Origin of the sequence: Pseudomonas sp. St29 (genome assembly GCF_001547915.1) — a bacterium.
GTDB lineage: Bacteria > Pseudomonadota > Gammaproteobacteria > Pseudomonadales > Pseudomonadaceae > Aquipseudomonas.
The window spans coordinates 686,631-706,879 of record NZ_AP014628.1; the positions used below are offsets into that span (position 1 = coordinate 686,631).

General features: G+C 64.2%; 22 protein-coding genes. 12 read left to right on the forward strand and 10 right to left on the reverse strand.

The annotated features are described in order from the left end of the window. The 5 genes from livM to PST29_RS03020 all read left to right on the forward strand — a co-directional run bounded on the left by livM (position 1) and on the right by PST29_RS03020 (position 5,664). On the forward strand, positions 1 to 1,296 hold the full coding sequence (gene livM / locus PST29_RS03000; RefSeq protein ID WP_060837283.1) for a high-affinity branched-chain amino acid ABC transporter permease LivM: 1,296 nt from the start codon (positions 1 to 3) through the stop codon (positions 1,294 to 1,296). After that, the gene (locus tag PST29_RS03005; RefSeq protein WP_060837284.1) at positions 1,293 to 2,165 is read left to right on the forward strand and encodes an ATP-binding cassette domain-containing protein; all 873 of its coding nucleotides are present in this window, start codon (positions 1,293 to 1,295) and stop codon (positions 2,163 to 2,165) included. Before livM ends, PST29_RS03005 begins: the two co-directional genes overlap by 4 nt. After that, positions 2,162 to 2,878, forward strand: a complete 717-nt coding sequence (locus PST29_RS03010) for an ABC transporter ATP-binding protein (RefSeq protein ID WP_016967871.1) — start codon at positions 2,162 to 2,164, stop codon at positions 2,876 to 2,878. Before PST29_RS03005 ends, PST29_RS03010 begins: the two co-directional genes overlap by 4 nt. An 896-nt stretch (positions 2,879 to 3,774) precedes the next feature. After that, positions 3,775 to 4,536, forward strand: a complete 762-nt coding sequence (locus PST29_RS03015) for an SDR family oxidoreductase (protein WP_060837285.1) — start codon at positions 3,775 to 3,777, stop codon at positions 4,534 to 4,536. 222 nt (positions 4,537 to 4,758) lie between these two features. Beyond that, complete coding sequence (locus PST29_RS03020) at positions 4,759 to 5,664, forward strand: cation diffusion facilitator family transporter (RefSeq protein ID WP_060842338.1); 906 nt, start codon at positions 4,759 to 4,761, stop codon at positions 5,662 to 5,664. A gap of 73 nt (positions 5,665 to 5,737) precedes the next feature. Here the strand turns inward: PST29_RS03020 and PST29_RS03025 are convergent, their stop codons facing one another. The 7 genes from PST29_RS03025 to PST29_RS03055 form a co-directional block, all read right to left on the reverse strand. Beyond that, positions 5,738 to 6,877 carry an AGE family epimerase/isomerase gene (locus PST29_RS03025; protein ID WP_060837287.1) on the reverse strand — a complete coding sequence of 380 codons (1,140 nt, stop codon included), beginning with the start codon at positions 6,875 to 6,877 and terminating at the stop codon, positions 5,738 to 5,740. A gap of 218 nt (positions 6,878 to 7,095) precedes the next feature. Continuing rightward, positions 7,096 to 7,668 (reverse strand): HupE/UreJ family protein, encoded by a 573-nt coding sequence (locus tag PST29_RS03030; protein ID WP_060842339.1) that lies wholly within the window; start codon positions 7,666 to 7,668, stop codon positions 7,096 to 7,098. Between the two features lie 36 nt (positions 7,669 to 7,704). After that, the gene (gene ureG / locus PST29_RS03035; RefSeq protein WP_060837289.1) at positions 7,705 to 8,319 is read right to left on the reverse strand and encodes an urease accessory protein UreG; all 615 of its coding nucleotides are present in this window, start codon (positions 8,317 to 8,319) and stop codon (positions 7,705 to 7,707) included. Between the two features lie 9 nt (positions 8,320 to 8,328). Further along, positions 8,329 to 9,003, reverse strand: a complete 675-nt coding sequence (locus PST29_RS03040; protein WP_060842340.1) for an urease accessory protein UreF — start codon at positions 9,001 to 9,003, stop codon at positions 8,329 to 8,331. After that, on the reverse strand, positions 9,000 to 9,500 hold the full coding sequence (gene ureE / locus PST29_RS03045) for an urease accessory protein UreE (RefSeq protein ID WP_060842341.1): 501 nt from the start codon (positions 9,498 to 9,500) through the stop codon (positions 9,000 to 9,002). The genes PST29_RS03040 and ureE overlap by 4 nt, the downstream gene beginning before the upstream one ends. A 279-nt stretch (positions 9,501 to 9,779) precedes the next feature. Further along, positions 9,780 to 10,412 carry a TetR family transcriptional regulator gene (locus PST29_RS03050; RefSeq protein WP_016967858.1) on the reverse strand — a complete coding sequence of 211 codons (633 nt, stop codon included), beginning with the start codon at positions 10,410 to 10,412 and terminating at the stop codon, positions 9,780 to 9,782. Between the two features lie 169 nt (positions 10,413 to 10,581). Further along, positions 10,582 to 11,049, reverse strand: a complete 468-nt coding sequence (locus PST29_RS03055; RefSeq protein WP_060837292.1) for a hypothetical protein — start codon at positions 11,047 to 11,049, stop codon at positions 10,582 to 10,584. Positions 11,050 to 11,434: 385 nt separating this feature from the next. Here PST29_RS03055 and PST29_RS03060 point away from each other — a divergent pair, with 385 nt between their 5' ends. Continuing rightward, positions 11,435 to 13,510: an AsmA family protein gene (locus tag PST29_RS03060; RefSeq protein ID WP_060842342.1), complete on the forward strand. Its 2,076-nt coding sequence runs from the start codon at positions 11,435 to 11,437 to the stop codon at positions 13,508 to 13,510. A 64-nt stretch (positions 13,511 to 13,574) separates the two neighbouring features. On the opposite strand, the gene PST29_RS03065 is transcribed toward PST29_RS03060, so the two are convergent. Further along, positions 13,575 to 14,105, reverse strand: a complete 531-nt coding sequence (locus PST29_RS03065; protein WP_060842343.1) for a ferritin-like domain-containing protein — start codon at positions 14,103 to 14,105, stop codon at positions 13,575 to 13,577. A gap of 111 nt (positions 14,106 to 14,216) precedes the next feature. Then, positions 14,217 to 15,170 (reverse strand): LysR substrate-binding domain-containing protein, encoded by a 954-nt coding sequence (locus PST29_RS03070; RefSeq protein WP_162492865.1) that lies wholly within the window; start codon positions 15,168 to 15,170, stop codon positions 14,217 to 14,219. A 125-nt stretch (positions 15,171 to 15,295) separates the two neighbouring features. Here PST29_RS03070 and PST29_RS03075 point away from each other — a divergent pair, with 125 nt between their 5' ends. The 3 genes from PST29_RS03075 (at position 15,296) to PST29_RS03085 (ending at position 17,250) form a co-directional block, all read left to right on the forward strand. Continuing rightward, positions 15,296 to 15,934, forward strand: a complete 639-nt coding sequence (locus PST29_RS03075) for an FMN-dependent NADH-azoreductase (protein ID WP_060837296.1) — start codon at positions 15,296 to 15,298, stop codon at positions 15,932 to 15,934. A gap of 9 nt (positions 15,935 to 15,943) precedes the next feature. Then, entirely contained in the window at positions 15,944 to 16,249 is a 306-nt protein-coding gene (locus PST29_RS03080) for a DMT family transporter (protein WP_060842345.1), read from the forward strand. Between the two features lie 110 nt (positions 16,250 to 16,359). After that, complete coding sequence (locus PST29_RS03085) at positions 16,360 to 17,250, forward strand: esterase/lipase family protein (RefSeq protein WP_060842346.1); 891 nt, start codon at positions 16,360 to 16,362, stop codon at positions 17,248 to 17,250. 3 nt (positions 17,251 to 17,253) lie between these two features. On the opposite strand, the gene PST29_RS03090 is transcribed toward PST29_RS03085, so the two are convergent. Further along, entirely contained in the window at positions 17,254 to 18,159 is a 906-nt protein-coding gene (locus PST29_RS03090) for a DMT family transporter (protein ID WP_060842347.1), read from the reverse strand. Between the two features lie 96 nt (positions 18,160 to 18,255). Here PST29_RS03090 and PST29_RS03095 point away from each other — a divergent pair, with 96 nt between their 5' ends. The 3 genes from PST29_RS03095 to PST29_RS03105 all read left to right on the forward strand — a co-directional run bounded on the left by PST29_RS03095 (position 18,256) and on the right by PST29_RS03105 (position 20,094). Beyond that, positions 18,256 to 19,044, forward strand: coding sequence for an AraC family transcriptional regulator (locus PST29_RS03095; RefSeq protein WP_060842348.1), 789 nt, complete (start codon positions 18,256 to 18,258; stop codon positions 19,042 to 19,044). A gap of 71 nt (positions 19,045 to 19,115) precedes the next feature. After that, positions 19,116 to 19,415, forward strand: a complete 300-nt coding sequence (locus PST29_RS03100; protein WP_060842349.1) for a PsiF family protein — start codon at positions 19,116 to 19,118, stop codon at positions 19,413 to 19,415. A 214-nt stretch (positions 19,416 to 19,629) separates the two neighbouring features. After that, the gene (locus tag PST29_RS03105; protein ID WP_060845062.1) at positions 19,630 to 20,094 is read left to right on the forward strand and encodes a hypothetical protein; all 465 of its coding nucleotides are present in this window, start codon (positions 19,630 to 19,632) and stop codon (positions 20,092 to 20,094) included. The last annotated feature ends 155 nt before the right edge of the window (positions 20,095 to 20,249 follow it).

Here is a 20,249-nt window from a genome sequence, read left to right on the forward strand (position 1 = left end):
ATGTCTGCTGCCAATAAACCGATTGATATCAAAAAGAGCGTCATCGACGCCGTACTGGCCGGGCTGATCTCGCTGATCGTGTTCGGTCCCATCGTGGGCGTGGTGCTCGACGGCTACAGCTTCAACCTGCAGCCAACCCGCGTGGCCTGGCTGGTGGCGATCGTCATGGCCGGCCGCCTGGCCCTGAGCCTGTTCCTGCAAACCCCCAAGGGCCTGAGGATTCTCCAGGGCTTCGAGACCACCGGCTCCGGGGTGCATGTACTGGCGCCGGACTACAAGTCGCGGCTGCGCTGGATCATCCCGGCGCTGATCGTGATCGCCATCGTGTTCCCGTTCTTCGCCAACAAGTACCTGCTGACCGTGGTCATCCTCGGGCTGATCTACGTGCTGCTGGGCCTGGGGCTGAACATCGTGGTGGGCCTGGCGGGGCTGCTGGACCTGGGTTACGTGGCGTTCTACGCCATCGGTGCCTACGGCCTGGCCCTGGGCTACCAGTACCTGGGCCTGGGCTTCTGGACCGTGCTGCCCCTGGCGGCGATTGCCGCGGCGCTGGCAGGGTGCATATTGGGCTTCCCGGTGCTCCGGATGCACGGTGACTACCTGGCCATCGTGACCCTGGGTTTTGGCGAGATCATCCGCCTGGTACTCAACAACTGGCTGTCCTTCACCGGCGGTCCCAACGGCATGCCGGTGCCCTCGCCGACCATCTTCGGCCTGGAGTTCGGGCGCAAGGCCAAGGACGGCGGGGTGCCGTTCCACGAGTTCTTCGGTCTGGAATACAACCCCAACCTGAAGTTCCTGTTCATCTACATCGTGCTGTTCATCGTGGTGCTGCTGGTGCTCTACATCAAGCACCGGCTGACCCGCATGCCGGTGGGCCGCGCCTGGGAAGCCTTGCGTGAGGACGAGATCGCCTGCCGCGCCATGGGCCTGAACCATGTGCTGGTGAAACTCTCGGCCTTCACCATCGGCGCTTCCACCGCCGGCCTTGCCGGGGTGTTCTTCGCCAGCTACCAGGGCTTCGTCAACCCGTCCTCGTTCACCTTCTTCGAGTCGGCGCTGATCCTCGCCATCGTGGTGCTGGGGGGCATGGGCTCCACGGTGGGCGTGGTGATCGCGGCCTTCGTCCTGACCGTGGCCCCGGAGCTGCTGCGCAGCTTCTCCGAATACCGGGTGCTGCTGTTCGGCATTCTCATGGTGTTGATGATGATCTGGCGACCGCGAGGGCTGATCCGCATCAGCCGTACCGGGGTCACTCCACGCAAAGGTGCTCTGACTGAGGGGAACGCGCCATGAGCGAATACATTCTTTCGGTCGAGAACCTGATGATGCACTTCGGCGGCATCAAGGCCCTCAGCGACGTCAGCCTCAAGGTCAAGCGCAACTCGATCTTCGCCCTGATCGGCCCCAATGGCGCCGGCAAGACCACGGTGTTCAACTGCCTGACCGGCTTCTACAAGGCCTCCGGTGGGCGCATCGAGCTCAATACCCGGGGCCAGCAGACCAACGTCATCAAGCTCTTGGGCGAGCCGTTTCGCGCCACCGACTTCGTGTCGCCAAAAAGCTTCGCCAGCCGCCTGTACTACAAGATGTTCGGCGGCACCCACCTGGTGAACCGGGCCGGCCTGGCGCGGACCTTCCAGAACATTCGCCTGTTCAAGGAAATGTCCGTGGTGGAGAACCTGCTGGTGGCCCAGCACATGTGGGTCAATCGCAACCTGCTGTCCGGCATCCTCAACACCAAGGGCTACCGCAAGGCGGAAAGCGCCGCCCTGGATCACGCCTTCTACTGGCTGGAAGTGGTGGACCTGGTGGACTGCGCCAACCGCCTGGCCGGCGAGCTGTCCTACGGCCAGCAACGGCGCCTGGAGATCGCCCGGGCCATGTGCACCCGACCGCAGATCATCTGCCTCGACGAACCGGCCGCCGGCCTCAACCCTCAGGAAACCGAAGCGCTGAGCGCGATGATCCGGCTGCTGCGCGACGAGCACGATCTGACCGTGGTGCTGATCGAACACGACATGGGCATGGTGATGAGTATTTCCGACCACATCGTGGTGCTGGACCACGGCAACGTGATCGCCGAAGGCGGACCGGAGGCGATCCGCAACGATCCGAAGGTGATCGCCGCCTACCTGGGTGCCGACGAAGAGGAGCTGGTATGAGTCAACCTATCCTCGAACTCAAGGACCTGGACGTGTACTACGGCCCGATCCAGGCCCTGAAGAAAGTCTCGCTGCACATCAACGAAGGGGAAACCGTGAGCCTGATCGGCTCCAACGGCGCCGGCAAATCGACGCTGCTGATGTCGATCTTCGGCCAGCCCCGGGCGGAGTCCGGGCAGATCCTCTATCGCGGCGTGGACATCACCCACAAGTCGTCCCACTACATCGCCTCCAACGGCATCGCCCAGTCCCCGGAAGGGCGCCGGGTGTTTCCCGACATGACCGTGGAGGAGAACCTGCTGATGGGCACCATCCCGATTGGCGACAAGTACGCCAATGAGGACATGCAACGCATGTTCGAGCTGTTTCCACGGCTCAAGGAACGGCGTACCCAGCGGGCCATGACCATGTCCGGCGGCGAGCAGCAGATGCTGGCCATTGCCCGGGCGCTGATGAGCCGGCCCAAGTTGCTGCTGCTGGACGAGCCGAGCCTGGGACTGGCGCCGATCGTGGTGAAACAGATCTTCGCCACCCTGCGGGAGCTGGCGGCCACCGGCATGACCATCTTCCTCGTGGAGCAGAACGCCAACCACGCCCTGAAGCTGTCGGACCGCGCCTACGTGATGGTCAACGGCGAGATCCGCCTCAGTGGCACCGGCAAGGAGCTGCTGGTCAACGAGGAGGTGCGCAACGCTTACCTGGGCGGTCACTGACCGCCCGCTCTGTGGATAAAAATGCCCCGTCGGTTCCCGCCGCCGGGGCATTTTTTATCCACAGCAGCCTGCCCGCCGTGTCGGTGCTGGCCTGCCGGCGAAACCACTCTCCCCGATGGCCGCTCGTTGAGATGGGCTCGTGGGTTACAGCCGCGCTGGCCAGCCGGCTCCTGGGTGTCTGGCGCGTGTATGGACAAGGGAGCCTTCGCAGCAGGGCCGCTCACGTCGGACAATTGTGGACAACATTATTCGCAAGCTGCTAAAGCGCGGCATAAAGACGCTGCAAACAGTTGTTTTTCCATCGTTTTGACTTGTCCCCGTTTGCTGTGGAGCGGGCTGTGGGTAACGTGGGAGTAGCTGGCTGAAGGCCTTTATTTACGTGGCCTGCAGGCGATTGTGTGTTTTTTGATCAGGGCTTTTGCAGGGGCTCGTGGAGGCAATTGTCAACCTTTTTATTGTCGCAGCCGGAGCTTGCCAAAGGCGGGGATAAGCCTGTGGATAAGTCTGTGACTAAACTCTGGAAAGACTGCGCTGAGCAGCGTGGTTGCTGGCCTCTGGCCTTATGCACTTTGACCGCGCGGTCATCTTTGCCGGTCGCGGGTGCATGGACAGCGGCTGCGGGTCAAGCAAAAAACTTCTCGTGATCGGCTGCAAGCCTTGTGCACAGTGGCTTTGCGGGATCTGCACTTGCCCCCAAAGACTGTGGACCGGCCTGTGGATAAGGTGCGCGCAGCTGGCTGCAGGCCACGGCTGCCGTGCCTTCCGGGCCAGTGAGCGTTTTTTGTACAGCTGCCCGGGGTGTCCGGGGCTTCTGTTGCCGCCCAGAGCCGGGCCGGGCATGCTGCGAAACGCTTTTTTCATGAAACGGCGGCTCGCCACCCAGCAAGGAGAACACCATGACTTCCACACTGTTCATTACGGGCGCAACGTCCGGTTTTGGCGAAGCCTGCGCCCGGCGTTTTGCCGCGGCCGGTTGGTCGCTGGTGCTCACCGGCCGGCGCGAAGAGCGTCTCAACGCGCTGTGCGCAGAGCTTTCCAAGCAGACCGAAGTGCACGGCCTGGTGCTCGACGTGCGCGACCGCAAGGCCATGGAAACCGCCATCGCCAATCTGCCGGCGTCCTTCGGCAAGCTGCGCGGCCTGATCAACAATGCCGGCCTGGCCCTGGGCGTCGACCCGGCGCCCAAATGCGACCTGGATGACTGGGACACCATGGTCGACACCAACATCAAGGGCCTGATGTACAGCACCCGCCTGCTGCTGCCACGGCTGATCGCCCATGGCCGGGGCGCCGGGATCGTCAACCTGGGCTCCATCGCCGGCAACTACCCGTACCCGGGCAGCCACGTCTATGGCGCGAGCAAGGCCTTCGTCAAACAGTTCTCCCTGAACCTGCGCTGCGACCTGCAGGGCACCGGGGTACGAGTGACCAACATCGAGCCGGGCCTGTGCGAAAGCGAGTTCTCCCTGGTGCGTTTCGCCGGTGACCAGGCGCGCTATGACGCCACTTATGCCGGCGCCGAACCGATCCAGCCCGAGGACATCGCCGACACCATCTTCTGGGTGCTCAACACGCCTGCCCACGTCAACATCAACAGTCTGGAGCTGATGCCGGTGAGCCAGACCTGGGCCGGCTTCGCCATCGAGCGCAAGGTGTAGCCGCTGCCGCAGGCTGCGACAGGGCCGCCAGGCCCTCCTGCGTTCGCAAGACCTCGGCGCTCGCAGCCTCGCCATGGCTCGGCAGCGACTACAGTTGTACTCGGAAACACATAAGCTGATTCGTTTCAGCTTGAAGCCGGCCCTGGCAAGGTAGAATTCCGACCCGAAATTTCGCGGCCGTCTCACACGAGGCGGTGTTTTCGAAGTTCGATAGGAGGAATCGTGAGTAACCGAGGTGAGCAGTCTCTGCTCAAACAATCGACTGTATTGATGTTCATCGTGGCGATCGCCGGTATCGTCACGGGTTTTGTTTCTGGCGCCCAATCCATTTTGTTCGATGGATTTTTTTCCCTGATCGCGACCTTCATCAAGGTCCTGATGCTGATCACCGCCCGGTTGATCGCCAAGGAAAGCAACCACCGTTTCCAGTTCGGCTTCTGGCATCTGGAGCCCATGGTGCTGCTGATCGAGGGCAGCTTCCTGCTGCTGATTGCCATCTATGCCTTCCTCAACGGTGTGTTCGGCATCATCAACGGTGGCCGAGAGGTCGAGTTGGGGCTGGTGATCTTTTATGCCGCCTTCTTCGCCGTGGCGGAGTTCGCCTACTTCTTCTATGTGCGCCGGCGTAACCGCAAGCTCAAATCGTCGCTGATCCAGTTCGACAACATCAGCTGGCTGGTGGACGCGATGCTCTCGGTGGGGCTGCTGGTGAGCTTCGTCACGGCGCTGCTGCTCAAGCAGTACGGGCATGACCGCTGGGCGGTGTATGTCGACCCGGCGATCCTGATCCTGCTGGCCATCAGCATGCTGCCGCCGGCCTTGAAGATCCTGCGGCCGGCGTTGCGTGATGTGCTGGGCATCGCTCCGGACCAGCTGGATGAGAAGGTGCGCAGCGTGATGGAAGAGGCCATGGTTGCCTATGGCTTCCAGGAATACATTTCCTACGTGCAGAAGCACGGCCGGGCGCGTTTCATCGAGATCCATATCGTGCTGCCGGCGGACTATCCGCTGCAGGATGTGGCGACTCTGGACCGCTTGCGCGAGGAGATTTCCAGTGAGTTGGGAGAGGCCGACGCCGCGCGTTGGCTGACCATCAGCTTTACCGGGGATCGCAAGTGGATCGTTTGATCGGCGGTGCGCTTTTCGCCGACCAGCCGTCTCCTACAGGGGGCTTGCAGGAGCCGGCTGGCCGGCAGAGGCTTCAGGCAAAATATTCCGCCAGCCCGCGATAACAGGTCGCCAGGTGATAAGGCGTGGTCGATGGCATATCCCGCCGGCTGACCGCGCCACTGGCATCCAGGCATTCATTCCAGCCCCCTGCATGCAGGAAATGCGCGTGCAGCGCCTTGAGCTGACGCAGCAGGGGCGCCTGGCTGTCCGCACGCAAGGTCAGGGCACGCACGTACTCGGCCTGGGCCCAGATGCGCTGGGTGGCGTCCTTGATGGGGGCACCCGGTTGCAGGTCGAGCATGGCGCACACCGCGCCGCTCTTCGGGTCGACACCAAGCTGCTCGGCAAACGCGAAGGCACGACTCAATGAGGCGTGCAGCGGGTTGCTGCGCAGCAAGGGCGAAGAGTCGAGGAGGAAGAACCACTCGAACTGATGCCCTGGCTCGAACCAGTTATCCACAGCCCCCAGTGGCTTCTCCAGCATCACTCCGTGCTGCGGGTCGATGAACTGCTGCTGCATGGCCTGGCACAGCTCCAGCAGTGCGGTTTGTACCGCGGCGTCTTCGCGTACTGCCAGGATTGCGAGAAAGGCTTCGGCCAGGTGCATCAGCGGATTCTGCAGGGGCCCGGAACCCAGTACGGACCAGTCCTCGGCGAGGCTGGCTTCGTAGAGTCCATCGCCCCGGGCAAAGCGCAGGGCTACCACTTCCAGGGCGGCATTGAGCACCGACTCCACCAGCGGCTCGCGGACCTTGGCCCAGTAATGAGCGCAGGCGAAGAGGATAAAGGCGTGGGTGTAGAGGTCCTTGCGCCGATCCAGCGGTGCGCCGTCGGCATCGATGCTGTAGAACCAGCCACCGTGCTCGGCATCGTGGAAGTGCCGCTGCAGCGAGCGGAACAGCGCGGCGGCCCGCTCTTGGGCAAAGGGGGCGGCGGCATCACCGATCAATTGGGAGAACAGGTACAGCTGCCGGGCACAGGCCATGGCTCGATAGCGCTGCGGCGGCAATGGCCGCTGTTCAGCGTCCAGCGCCTCATAGGGCAGTGCCAACTGCGGATTCCAGCCCGGGCCTTGCCACAGCGGCACGATCACCTTGTGGAAATGCTGCTGCATGGCGTTGAACAGAGCGCTCGATTCAGGCGAGGTGGCGGAGCGGGATACATCGGGCATTGGCTGGCGTCGTCACGGCAGGTTTGAGTGCGCGACATGTTACCAGAGAAGCCCCGCCAGGCGGCTTGCCCGCCAAGCACGCCATACGGGTAGGAGCCGGCTTGCCAGCGAAGGCGGCCGAAAGATCACCTCAGCCTTGCAGGAGCTGGCTTGCCCGCGAACGAGGCCCGCAAGACCGCCTTCGCCGGCCAGCCGGCTCCTACAGAAGAGGGCAGGGATCAGCCTGCCAGCAACCACACGCCCGTTGCGGCCGAGGCGGCACCTGCCACGCGCACCAGCGGCGCCGCCACCTGAGGCAGTACCCGCACCACGGCATAGCCGGCGGCATGCAGGGTCGCGGTGGCTGCGACAAAACCGGCGGCGTAGGTCCAGGGGCTGGACATGTCCGGCAGTTCCAGGCCGTGAGCCACGCCGTGGAACAGGGCAAACAGCGCAGTGGCGGCGAGCGCCAGGCTCAGCGGCGGACGCACGGCCAGGGCCACGGCCAGGCCCAGGGCCAGTACCGACGCGGCAATCCCGCTTTCCAGGGCCGGCAGGTTCAGCCCTTCGAAGCCCAGCAGGCCGCCGATGAGCATGGTGCCGACGAAGGTGCAGGGCAGCGCCCAGCGCGCCGCGCCTTGCTGCTGGGCCGCCCACAGGCCGACCGCAAGCATGGCCAGCAGGTGGTCGAGGCCGCCGATGGGGTGGCTGATGCCGGCCATCAGGCCGTTGTCGCCGTGGCCCGGGTGAGCGAAGGCCAGGGCCGGGGTCAGCAGCAGCGCCAGGGCGCCGAAGAGTGATTTCAGGGTCATGAGTGGCTTCCTTGTTGAGCTTTTTCAGGTTCGGTTTCAGGCCGCGGTCAGCAGCCCTTGGCGTTCGATGAAGGCGATGATCTCTTGCAGTCCCTGGCCGGTTTTCTGATTGCTGAAGACAAACGGCTTGCCGCCGCGCATGCGCTGGGTGTCGCTGTTCATCATTTCCAGTGAGGCGCCCACCAGCGGCGCCAGGTCGATCTTGTTGATCACCAGCAGGTCGGACTTGCAGATTCCCGGGCCGCCCTTGCGCGGCAGCTTGTCGCCGGCGGAAACGTCGATCACGTAGATGGTCAGGTCCGACAGTTCCGGGCTGAAGGTGGCCGAGAGGTTGTCGCCGCCGGATTCCACCAGGATCAGGTCGAGCCCGGGGAAGCGCCGGTTCAGCTGGTCCACCGCCTCCAGGTTGATCGAGGCGTCTTCGCGAATGGCGGTGTGCGGGCAGCCGCCGGTTTCCACGCCGATGATCCGCTCCGGGGCCAGGGCCTGGTTGCGTACCAGGAAGTCGGCATCCTCGCGGGTGTAGATATCGTTGGTCACCACCGCCAGGTTGTAGCGTTCGCGCAGGGCCAGGCACAGGGCCAGGGTCAGGGCGGTTTTGCCGGAGCCCACTGGGCCGCCGATGCCGACGCGCAGAGGTTGTGCGTTCATGAGTTTCTCCTAGGAACGGAACAGGCGGCTGTATTGGCGCTCGTGGGCCATGCTCGCCAGGGACAGGCCGAAAGCGGCGCTGCCATGATGGTTGGGATCAAGGTTCGTGGCGTGGTGCTGGGCCTGCTGCAACAAAGGCAGCAGCTCGCTGGTCAGGCGCTGGGCGGCCTGCTGGCCCAGGGGCAGGGTCTTCATCAGCACCGCCAGCTGGTTTTCCAGCCAGCTCCAGAGCCAGGCGGCCAGGGCATCGGCGGGGCTGATGTGCCAGGCGCGGGCGGCCAGGGCCCAGCCCAGGGCCAGGTGCGGTTCGTCCTGGTGCGCCAGCAGGTCCCGGGCACCAGCGTCGAGTTCCGGCAGGCCTTCCAGCAGTTGCTTGAGGGAGTAGCCCATCTGCCGGCTTTCCTGGTACAGCTCGCGGGTTTCGCGGCTGGCCCGGTGGGCTTCGCACAGCTGCTGCAGGCGGACCCAGTCCTGATCGGCGGCGGCTTGGCAGTGGGCCAGCAACAGCGGTGCTTCGAAGCGAGCCAGGTTCAGCAGCAGTTGGTCGCCGATCCAGCGGCGGGCGCTGTCCGGGTCATGCACGCGCTGCTGTTCCACGGCCATCTCCAGGCCCTGGGAATAGCTGTAGCCGCCAATCGGCAACTGCGGACTGGCCAGGCGCAACAGGGCCCAGGCCGGGTTCATGGACGGACGCCGAACTGATGCAGGCGCGGTGGATAGTTGAAGTCTTCATCGCCGTGACGCGAATGATGGTGGCCGCCGCCATAGGCGCCGTGCTCGGGCTGGAAGGGCGCCTCGATGGTGTCGGTGCTGGCCCCCAGTTGTTCGAGCATGGCCTTGAGCACGTAGTCATCGAGCAGGCGCAGCCAGCCGTCGCCCACTTGCAGGGCCACGTGGCGGTTGCCCAGGTGATAGGCGGCGCGGGTCAGTTCGAAGGCATTGCGGCAGGTGACGTGCAGCAGGGTTTCCGGGCGGGCGCAGACCTTGACGATGCGGCCGTCCTCGGCTTCAAGGAACTCGCCGTCGTGCAGCGGCGGCTGGCCACGCTCGAGAAACAGGCCGACGTCTTCACCCTCGGCACTGAAACAGCGCAGGCGGCTTTTGCTGCGGGCCTCGTAAGTCAGGTGCAGCTCGGCGGACCAGGCGGTTTGGGGGGCGGTTCTGCGGTGGATCACCAGCATCGGGGAGCTTCCAGCTATGAGCGATGCACAAGCCAGAGCAAGGGGCTTGCCAATCGCTCGGAGGAGAGGGAAACCCCTTTGTCGACACCGGAACTGCGCCTGAAAAAGGGGCAAAACCTTGTTTTATCTTGTTACAAAATGGCGCGCTGCGCTGATTTATAGCACCGAGTTGGTGCGCGGGAAATATTTTTGCCGCAATCCGGTGCCGGTCCGGCGCCCAGGCGCGAACCCGCGCCCTTGAGCGGGGCGCGCAGATGAATTGAAGGGGGGAGCGGCGGGTTACTCGGTGCTGCCCAGGCCTTGCCAGTGTTTCAGGCCGATGAAGATGAAGCGCAGTTGCTGGGTGATCTTGGCCTGGGGCGTGAGGTGCTCGGGCAGGGCCTGAGCTGGCGGATCGATGATGTCCGGCAGGGTGGCGAACACGCTCTTGACGATCAGGTCGGCCATCACCCCGAGATCGGCGGCATTGAGGTGCTGCAGCTTGGGCATCAGGGTCAGGTCGGCCGCCAGGTCGGAACTGATGTTCTCCCGCAGGCTGGCGATGGCCTGGCGTACCGGCAGCGAGCCGCCGTATTGCTCGCGGGCGAGAAACAGGAACTGCGCGCGCTTGGCTTCCACCACGTCGAGGAAGATGCGCACCGAGGCGTCGATGATGCCGCCCATGACGAATTCGTTGTGGCGCACCAGGCGGATGGTTTCGCGAAAGGTCTGGCCGACCTCGCTGACCAGTTCCAGGCCCAGTTGGTCCATGTCGCTGAAGTGCCGGTAGAAACCGGTGGGCACGATGCCAGCGGCTTTCGCCACTTCCCGCAGGCTCAGGCTGCCGAAACCACGACCACACTCCATCAGATGCCGGGCGGCATCCATCAAGGCATTACGGGTCTGTTGCTTCTGTTCGGCGCGGGGCAGCATCGGCGGGTTATTTCTTTGCTCAAGAGGAGCGGCGCACTCTAGCAAATCAACTTTGCCGGAGTCGAACCTGCGTCAGGCGAGGGCAGGGAAGGCGTGGGGCGACAACGGGGCTCCATGAAAGCCAAAGCCCGATCCAGGGATCGGGCTTTTTTTAAGGGCCAGCATGGCCTCAGCTCGCTGCTTGATGACGTTCGGCCAGGCGATCGGCACCGCCTTCGGCAACAGTCTGGCCTTGAGGGGTGCGGCTGAAGCCATCTTCCACCAGGCCTTTCTCTTCCAGGCGATCACGGCCGCCTTCGGCTACGGTTTGACCTTGTGGGGTGCGATCGTAGCCATCTTCAGCGACGTTCTGACCTTGTGGAGTACGGTCGTAACCATCTTCGGCAACGTTCTGGCCCTGAGGGGTGCGATCATAGCCGTCTTCGGCAACGCTCTGGCCTTGTGGCGTGCGGTCATAACCGTCGGCAGCGACTTTGTTGCGTTCGATCAGGCGATCCGAACCGCCTTCAGCCAGGGTTTGGCTGAACACGCTGTGGCTGGCCTTGACCTGCGGAGTGGCTTGTTCGGCGGCCGGCAGGGCGAAGGCGTTGGCGGCCAGGATGGACAGGGTCAGGCTCAGTAAGATGTGGCGTTTCATGATGGGTTGCTCCTTGGTAGGGCGATAAATTGGGTACGGAGCTAATGTTACCGCCGCAAATTCGATATAAAAGTTCATAACCACAATGGTAATAATCAACGAAATTGATTGTTTGCCCGCAAGGCTCTAGCCCGGGGCTTTGCGCCGACGGCGTTTGCACCGCAGTGGGTATTTTCGACTCACTCAGGCTTCGCAACAGGGCAGGGCGAGGTAACACCCGGCTGTCCGATCGATCAGGAAATCGGTTTTTTTTCGCCTGGGCCGGCGCCCGGATTAAACCTGTGTGGGCTTTATCAGTCGTAGTTTTCATGGCCGGGGATTCTCCACCGGCATTTCACCGATGCGTCGTGATTTGGCGCTCAGTTGTCTTCAGGAGCCTCGTGCAATGACGCGCACTCGTAAAATTCTCGCCTGGACCGTTTGTGGTCTGATCCTGCTACTGGCCGTGCTGGTGCTGGTGATTGCCTTCTTCGATTGGAACCGGATCAAGCCGACCCTCAACGCCAAGGTGTCCGAGGAGTTGCACCGGCCGTTTGCGATCAATGGCGACTTGTCGGTGGCCTGGCACCGCGAGCCTGAAGAGGGCGGCTGGCGCGCCTGGGTGCCCTGGCCCCACGTGGTGGCCCAGGACCTGACCCTGGGCAATCCGGACTGGTCCAAGGCGCCGCAGATGGTCGGCCTCAAACGGGTCGAGCTGCGGATCTCGCCCCTGGCCCTGCTGGTGCGGCGGGTCAGCATCCCGCGAATCGACCTCACCGAGCCCGACGCCGCGCTGCAGCGGCTGGCCGACGGTCGCGCCAATTGGACCTTCAAGTTCGACCCGAAAGACCCTGAGGCCGAGCCTTCGAGCTGGACGCTGGATATCGGCGCCATCGGTTTCGACAAGGGCCACGTGACCCTGGATGACCAGACCCTGAACACCCAGCTCGACCTGCAAGTGGAGTTGCTCGGCAAGCCCATTCCGTTCAGCGACATCGTCGGTGAAAGCGAGGCGCAGAAGGTCACGGCAAAAGGCGCCGAGCCGCAGGCCTATGCGTTCGCCCTCAAGGTCAAGGGCCAGTACCACGGGCAGAAGCTTGCCGGCACCGGCAAGATCGGCGGGCTGCTGGCCCTGCAGGACGGGCGCAAGCCGTTTCCACTGCAGGCCCAGGCGCAGATCGGCGCCACCCAGGTGGAGCTGCGGGGCAGCCTCACCGACCCGCTGAATCTGGGCGCCCTGGACCTGCGCCTGAAACTGGCGGGCACCAGCCTGGGCAACCTCTATCCGCTGACTGGCGTAACCCTGCCGGATTCGCCGCCCTATGCCACCGATGGCCGCCTGACTGCCAAGCTGCGCGACCCGGCGGGCGCGACCTTCAGTTACCAGGATTTCAACGGCAAGATCGGCGACAGCGATATCCACGGCAACCTGACCTACGTGGCCAGTCAGCCGCGGCCCAAGCTCAGCGGTGCGCTGGTTTCCAACCAGTTGCTGATGAGCGACCTGGCGCCGCTGATCGGTGCCGACTCCAACTCCGCGCAGAAAGCTCGGGGCGGCGAGAGCAAGCAGCCGGCGGACAAGGTGCTGCCGGTGGAGGAGTTTCGCACCGAGCGCTGGCGCGACATGGACGCCGATGTGGAGTTCACCGGCAAGCGCATCGTCCACAGCGCCGATCTGCCGTTCACCGATCTCTACACCCACCTGGTGCTCAATGACGGCCAGCTGAGCCTGGAGCCGCTGCGCTTTGGCGTGGCCGGCGGCAGGCTGGATGCTCAGGTGCGCCTCAATGGGCAGGCCACGCCGCTGGAAGGCCGGGCCAGGCTGACCGCGCGCAACTTCAAGCTCAAGCAGCTGTTCCCAGGGTTCGAACCGATGAAGACCAGTTTCGGCGAGCTCAATGGCGATGCCGACATCGCCGGCCGCGGCAACTCGGTGGCGGCCTTGCTGGGCAGCGCCAACGGTGACCTGAAGATGCTGATCAACGACGGCGCCATCAGCCGCAGCCTGATGGAAATCGCCGGACTCAACGTCGGCAACTATGTGGTCGGCAAGATGTTTGGCGACAAGGAAGTGAAGATCAACTGCGCCGCCGCCGACTTCGGCATCAAGAGCGGGCTGGCCAGTTCCCGGCTGTTCGTCTTCGACACCGAGAACGCCATCATCTACATCGACGGCACCGCCAACATGGCCACCGAGCAACTGGATCTGACCATCACCCCGGAATCCAAGGGGCTGCGGCTGTTCTCCCTGCGTTCACCGTTGTATGTGCAGGGCAAGTTCATCAAGCCCAGCGCTGGCGTCAAGGCGGTGCCGCTGGTGCTGCGCGGGGCCGGGATGGTGGCGCTGGGGGTGATCGCCGGGCCGGCGGCGGGGCTGCTGGCGCTGGTGGCGCCCAGCGGTGACGAGCCCAATCAGTGCGCGCCGTTGCTGCAGCAGATGCGCTCGGGCAAGGCACCGGTGACGGTGAAACCGAGCAAGTAGGAAAAGGGGCGCCTGGCGCGCAAGCCCGCTCCTGCGCAAGGCAGGGGCGGGCCTGGGGAGGGGGTTACAGATCCTTGAGGATGTCGGCCATGTCGTCGGCGTGTTCTTCTTCCTGGGCCAGGATCTCTTCGAACAGGCGGCGGGTGGTGGGATCCTTGTCGCCGATGTACTGGATGATCTCGCGGTAGCTGTCGATGGCGATCCGCTCGGCCACCAGGTCCTCGTAGACCATTTCCTTCAGGTTGTTGCCGGCCACGTACTGGGCGTGGGAGTGCTTGGACAGCAGGTCCGGATTGAATTCCGGTTCGCCACCGAGCTGGACGATGCGCTCGGCCAGCTTGTCGGCGTGTTCGGCTTCCTGGGTCGCATGCTCGAGAAACTCGTCGGCCGCCACGCTGGCCTTGAGGCCGGTGGCCATGAAGTAGTGGCGCTTGTAGCGCAGGACGCACACCAGCTCGGTGGCCAGCGACTCGTTGAGCAGGCGCAGCACCTCCTCGCGGTCGGCGCTGTAGCCTTCGGTCACGGCGCCGTTTTCCACGTGTTGACGGGCCCGCTGCCGCAGGCTTTGCACATCAGATAAATGCTTGTCGCTCATGTCGATCTCCTGGGGGCTAATCCGTTTGGCGTCAGGCTCTGTCGACCTGATCGCTACATGGGTTGTGAGTCCCGGGCGCGGCAAAAAGTTTTATCGGATAGGCCTGCTCCTTCAGTTCGCGCTGTGTGAGCGGCCAGGAGCGCCGCCGCGCTCCAGGGGCGGATGCCCGTCCAGCAGCGATTCCTCTTGCAGCCACTGGAGGAAGGCCTTCACCGGCGGATGGCGTTCACGGCCCGGCACGCACAGGGCGCTGTAGCCGGCACCGTCCACCTGGACCTGCGGGCGATAGGGTTGCAGCAGGCCGCTAGCCACGCTCTGGGACACCAGGATATTGCTCGCCAGCACCAGGCCCTGGCCGGCAATGGCGGCCTGCAGGGCGTATTGCTCTTCGTCGTAGGAGCGGACCAGCGCCGGGTCGTCGAGCCACTGTTCACCGGCCAGGGTGCACCAGGCCTGCCAGCCGTCGGCGTAAAGCCTTGAGTTGCGCCAATGCACGCTGATCAGCGACGGTCGCTGCTGCTGTGCGAGGGCCACTTGCCGGGGGGCGCCGTAGACCGCGAAACGCTCATCGAACAGACACAGGCCGTGGAGGTCCGGGTAGTCATCCTGGCTATAGCGGATCGCCACGTCGATGCTGGCGTCCTGCTGCAAGTCCACCACTTCACAACGGGTGTCCAGGCGCAGGCTGATGCGCGGGTGCCGGGTGTAGAACCGTCCCAGCCGCGGCACCAGCCACAGGGCGGCGAAGGCGGCCGTGGTGGATACCGTCAACTGGGTCGGGCTGGGGCTGGGGCGCAGGCTATCGACACTCTGGGTCACATCCAGCAGGGCGCCGTGCAGGCTATGGAACAGCCGTTCGCCGGAGTCGGTCAGGCGTACCTGGCGTGGCAGGCGCTGGAACAGGGGCACGCCCAGCCAGTGCTCCAGGCTGCGGATCTGGTGGGACACCGCGGTGGGCGTCACCGACAGGTCCTCGGCGGCGGCCTTGAAGCTCAGCAGGCGCGCGGCGGATTCGAAGGTGCGCAGGGCGGTGAGGGGCAGATGGGCGAACATGTTTGGCTCCATGGATGAGCTAAGTTCATCTGAGTGAACTTTTGCTCATTTGTTGCGAAAACCCGGTGCCTCTAGATTTATCGCGGAATCTACGGCCATGCAAGGTCGTTGACATCAATCCGCAGGAGAGCATCAAGATGAGTTCAGTTCTTGTCATTCACGGCAGTCCACGGGGCGAGCGTTCCCATAGCCGGCGGTTGGCCGAAGCGTTTCTCCAGGCCTGGCAAGGGGCCCATCCCCAGGGCAGGCTCACGCGCCGGGAAGTCGGGCGGGGTTCCCTGCCCCACGTCAGCGAGGCCTTTATCGCCGCGGCGTTTTATCCACAGCCCGAGGCCCGGTCGCTGTCGATGCAGGCCGACCTGGCCTTGAGCGACGAGCTGGTGGGCGAGTTGCTGGAGCATCGGCGCCTGGTGATCTCGGCGCCCATGTACAACTTCAGCGTGCCCAGTGGGATCAAGGCCTGGGTCGATCACATCGTGCGCCTGGGGCTGACCTTCAACACCCTGCTGGATAACGGCGTGGCCCAGTACCAGCCACTGGTGCAGGGCAAGAAGGTATTGATTGTCACCAGTCGTGGTGGTGGCGGCTTCGGTCCCGGGGGCGAGCACGAAGCGCTGAACCACGCCGATCGCTGGTTGCGCACGGCCCTGGGATTCATCGGTATCGAGGACGTGACCGTGGTCGCGGCAGAAGGCGAGGAGTCGGTGCCCGAGCGTTTCCAACAGTCCTGTGACGAGGCGCAGCAGCGTCTGCTGGCCCTGGCACGCACGTTCTGAGGTGGCGCCATGGCCTGGATATACCTGCTGTTGGCGGCGGCCTTTGAGGTCACGTTCGCCATGGGCATGAAGTACGCCGAGGGCTTCACCCGTCCCTGGCCTTCGCTGGTGACGGTGGTGGCGGCCGTGGCCGGCATCTACTTCCTGACCCTGGCCATGCGCGAGTTGCCGGTCAGCGTGGCCTATCCGATCTGGACCGCGATCGGCTCCCTGGGCACGGTGCTGCTGGGCTTCGTGCTGCTGGGGGAAAGCCTGACGCCGCTCAAGCTGCTGTCGGTAGGGCTGATCGTGGCCGGGGTGGCGGGGTTGAAGTAGGCGGGGCTGTCATGCTGCTGTCGTCAAACCGTCACGGGGACTGACGATGCCCTTGGTTATGGTCTAGCTTTCAGCCTGGGCCAGCCCGGCCCATTTCAAGGACTTACTGCATGTCCCAAGCGCTTGCCACGCGATACCCCCTGGTGCTGGTTCCCGGCATGCTCGGTTTTGTCCGCCTGCTGCTGTACCCCTACTGGTACGGGATCATCCCGGCCCTGCGCCGGGGCGGGGCCCGGGTGTATGCGGTGCAAGTGTCGCCGCTCAACTCCAGCGAGGTGCGCGGCGAACAACTGCTGGCCCAGGTCCAGCGGATCCTGGCCGAGACCGGTGCCTCGCGGGTCAACCTGATCGGCCACAGCCAGGGCGCGCTCACCGCGCGCTACGCTGCCGCCAAGCGCCCGGACTGGGTGGCTTCGGTGACTTCGGTGGCCGGTCCCAACCACGGTTCCGAACTGGCGGATTACCTGGCCCGGCATTCCCCGGCCCACAGCTTCAAGGGGCGCATCCTGAGTGCGCTATTGCGGGGTATCGCGGCCTTGATGACGCTGCTGGAAACCGGCTATCGCGGGCCGAAACTGCCAGTGGATATTCACGCCTCGCACCAGTCGCTGACCACCGAGGGCGTGGCCCTGTTCAACCGCCAATACCCCCAGGGGTTGCCGACGACCTGGGGCGGCCAGGGGCCGGAGCAGGTCGACGGTGTGCGCTACTACTCCTGGTCCGGCACCTTGCAGCCGGGCAAGACCAATCGCGGACGCAATCTGTTCGACGGCACCAGTCGCAGCTGCCGCCTGTTCGCCCGGACCTTCGTCCGCGAAGCCGGCCAGTGCGACGGCATGGTGGGGCGCTACAGCTCCCATCTGGGGCAGGTCATCGGCGACGATTACCCCCTGGATCACTTCGATATCGTCAACCAGTCCCTGGGCCTGGTGGGCAAGGGCGCGGAACCGATCCGCCTGTTCGTCGAACATGCCCAGCGCCTCAAGGCCGCCGGCCTCTGACCTTCAGCCTTGCCCCGTAGGCGCCGGCTTGCCGGCCAACGGCCGCAGCACCGTGGTCCAGCGCTCCGACAGAACCACCCCGGCCAACGTCAGCACGCCACCCACCAGATGAAACCAGGCCAGTCGCTCATGCAGCACCACCGCGGCAATCAGCGCCGTGATCAACGGCAAGAGGTTGAAGAACAGCGTGGTCCGGCTCGGCCCCAGGCGCACCACCGCCTGCATCCAGGCCAGGGGCGCGAGCATCGAGGCCAGCAGGCAGGCATAGAGCACCAGGGGAATGTTCTGCAGGGTCGGCCCGACTTTTGGCGAGGCCAGGAACAGCGGCAGCAGAACCACCACCGCCACCAGCACCTGCAGATACAGCAGCACCAGCGGTGGCAGGCGCAGCTGCCATTTTTTCAGCAGGGTGCTGTAAACCGCATAGGCCAGGGTGGCCACCAGCATCATCGCGTCCCCCAGGTTGACCCCGTGCTGCAGCAGCGCCGCCAGGCTGCCGGAGGACACCACCAGCAGCACCCCGGCAAACGACAGCACCGCGCCCACCAGGGCCCCGGCGGTCAGGCGCTGGCCCAGGGCGGCGATGGCCATGGCCAGGGACATCAGCGGCATCAGCGACAGAATGATGCCCATGTTGGTGGCCGAGGTCAGGCTGGCGGCGAAGTAGGCCAGGCTCTGATACACCGCCATGCCCAGGATGCCGAGAATGGCGATGCGCCACAGATTGGGGCGGATCACCGGCCAGTGGCCGATCACCGGCTTGAGCATGAAGGGGGTGAACAGCAGGCCGGCCAGCAACCAGCGATAGAAGCCGATCTCCGCTGGGAAGATCGCGCCCACGGCGAGTTTGTTGATCACGGTATTGCCGGCCCAGATAAAGATGGCCAGCAGTGGATAAGCGTATTGCATGGAGACAGCCACAGAGTTGATGAGGAGCGATTATCCCCTTGTCCGGATCAACGCCTATACTGCGAACCGGACAACCCGCCCCGACATCCGGACAGCATGAGCAAAAAACACATCGACCTCCTGGATTTCCACGGGCTCCCCGCGCCGGTGTATTTCCGCTATGCCGACTTCGCCGCCCACAGCCATGCCCTGGAGCACCGTCATCCCTGGGGCTGCCTGGAGTATTCGGCCCATGGGGTGATGCACATGGAGATCGCCGGCCAGCGCTTCATGTCGCCACCGCAATACGCGGTCTGGGTGCCGCCGCAGACGCCCCACAGTTTCTACACTTCCCAGCCGATCAACTACCGGGCGGTGCTGCTGGCGCCGGAACTGTGCGCGGACCTGCCGCGGCAGGGCAGCACCCTGGCCATCAGCGAGATTCTCAAGGCGATCCTCAAGGACTTCGCCGCCCGGGACGTGCAGATCCCCGAGGGCGAGGCCGACCAGCGCCTGGCCCAGGTGGCGCTGGACCAACTGCGCCAGGCCCCGGTGCATAACTGCTACCTGCCCTACGCCCGCCACCCGGAGCTGCTGCGAGTGCTCCAGGCCCTGCAGGCCGAGCCGGGCAACCACCAGCCGCTGGCCCATTGGGCGCAGCAGGCCCATGTCAGCGAACGCACCCTGGCCCGGCAGTTCGTTCGCGAGCTGGGCATGAGCTTTGGCGAATGGCGCCAGCGCCAGCGTTTCCTGGCCTCCATCGAGGCCCTGGACAGCCCGCGCAGCATCCAGGAAATCGCCTTCGACATGGGCTACAGCACCGCCTCGGCGTTTATCGCGATGTTCCAGCGCCAGGCCGGCTGCACCCCCGAGCAATACCGCCGGGCCGGCCTGCAGAACAGATGAAGGTGTAACAGGCTTTGTCTACACTGCGCAGGAGGCCGTGCCCGTCGGCGCGGTGACAAGGAGAAAACTCCATGAAGATGTTGCGTATTCCGTTGTTGATGGTGGGCCTGCTGTTGTGCTCCCAGGGGTTTGCCGCCACCGCCCAGCAGAACAAGATGACCAGCTGTAATGCCGAAGCCACCGCCAAGAGCCTCAAGGGCGACGAGCGCAAGGCCTTCATGAGCACCTGCCTCAAGGCCGCCCCGGCTTCCGCCGCCACCCCTTCCACGCCTCAGGAAAGAATGAAGACCTGCAACGCCGACGCCACCGCCAAGGCCCTCAAGGGCGATGCGCGCAAGGCGTTCATGAGTGATTGCCTGAAGAAGAAATAAGTCCCTGTCGATACCGTCATTGCGCCTCCCCGTCTTGCCTTGGGGAGGCTCATCTCCCGCGCGCCTCGTTGCTCATGGCTGTTTTTTCTCAGCCATAGCCAGTCATTGTGTTTATGATCCTCCGCGCTTCATCGCAAGCAAGGGGGCGGATGTTCGACGCCTTAATGGAGGCTCAGCGCCTGGAGCTGGCCAGCAATTGCATAGGGATGTGACGGTGAAAAAAGTTCTGTGGGTTCTGCTGTGTTGTGTTCTTGCCGGGTGTGCTTCTGCTCCTCGTCAAAAAAGCCAGGATGAGGTCCTCTCTGACGTGGTGTCAGCTGTGCAGCACAGCCGCGATGGTTCGTCGCAATCCAAGGAAGGCCCGCCACTGGTCTTCACTCGGATCAACAGTCATGGAGTGCTTCCGGATCGCCTGGCGATTGTGGCGGGGGGCGGAATGGTACGGTTCAACATGCGCGATATGTTTCGCACAGCCTCGGCAGCGCAGTATGGAACGTTCGTGATATTCGGCGCCAACCCGGCACTGGACAAGGCGATTGTCGGCGGTGCGCTGAGTGATCAGCAGTTTCCTCGGGTCTGGGTGTTCTTTGTCGGCGAGCCGGCGCAGGAGCAGGAGATGCAGGCCATCGTCGAAGCTGCGGGGAGCAAGTATTCGTTTATCAGCAAATACCAGGAATGAGCAGGCTCAGGTTGGTCGCAAGCCTTCGCCGCGCCCTTGGGCACCTACTGGTAGGCGGACTGTTGGTGATCGTCAGCGGCTGCATGTCGCCGCCCCTGGTCTACGAAAATGATCGCTTGGACAGCCGGATGCTGTGCACGGAAGGCGCGAAGCGG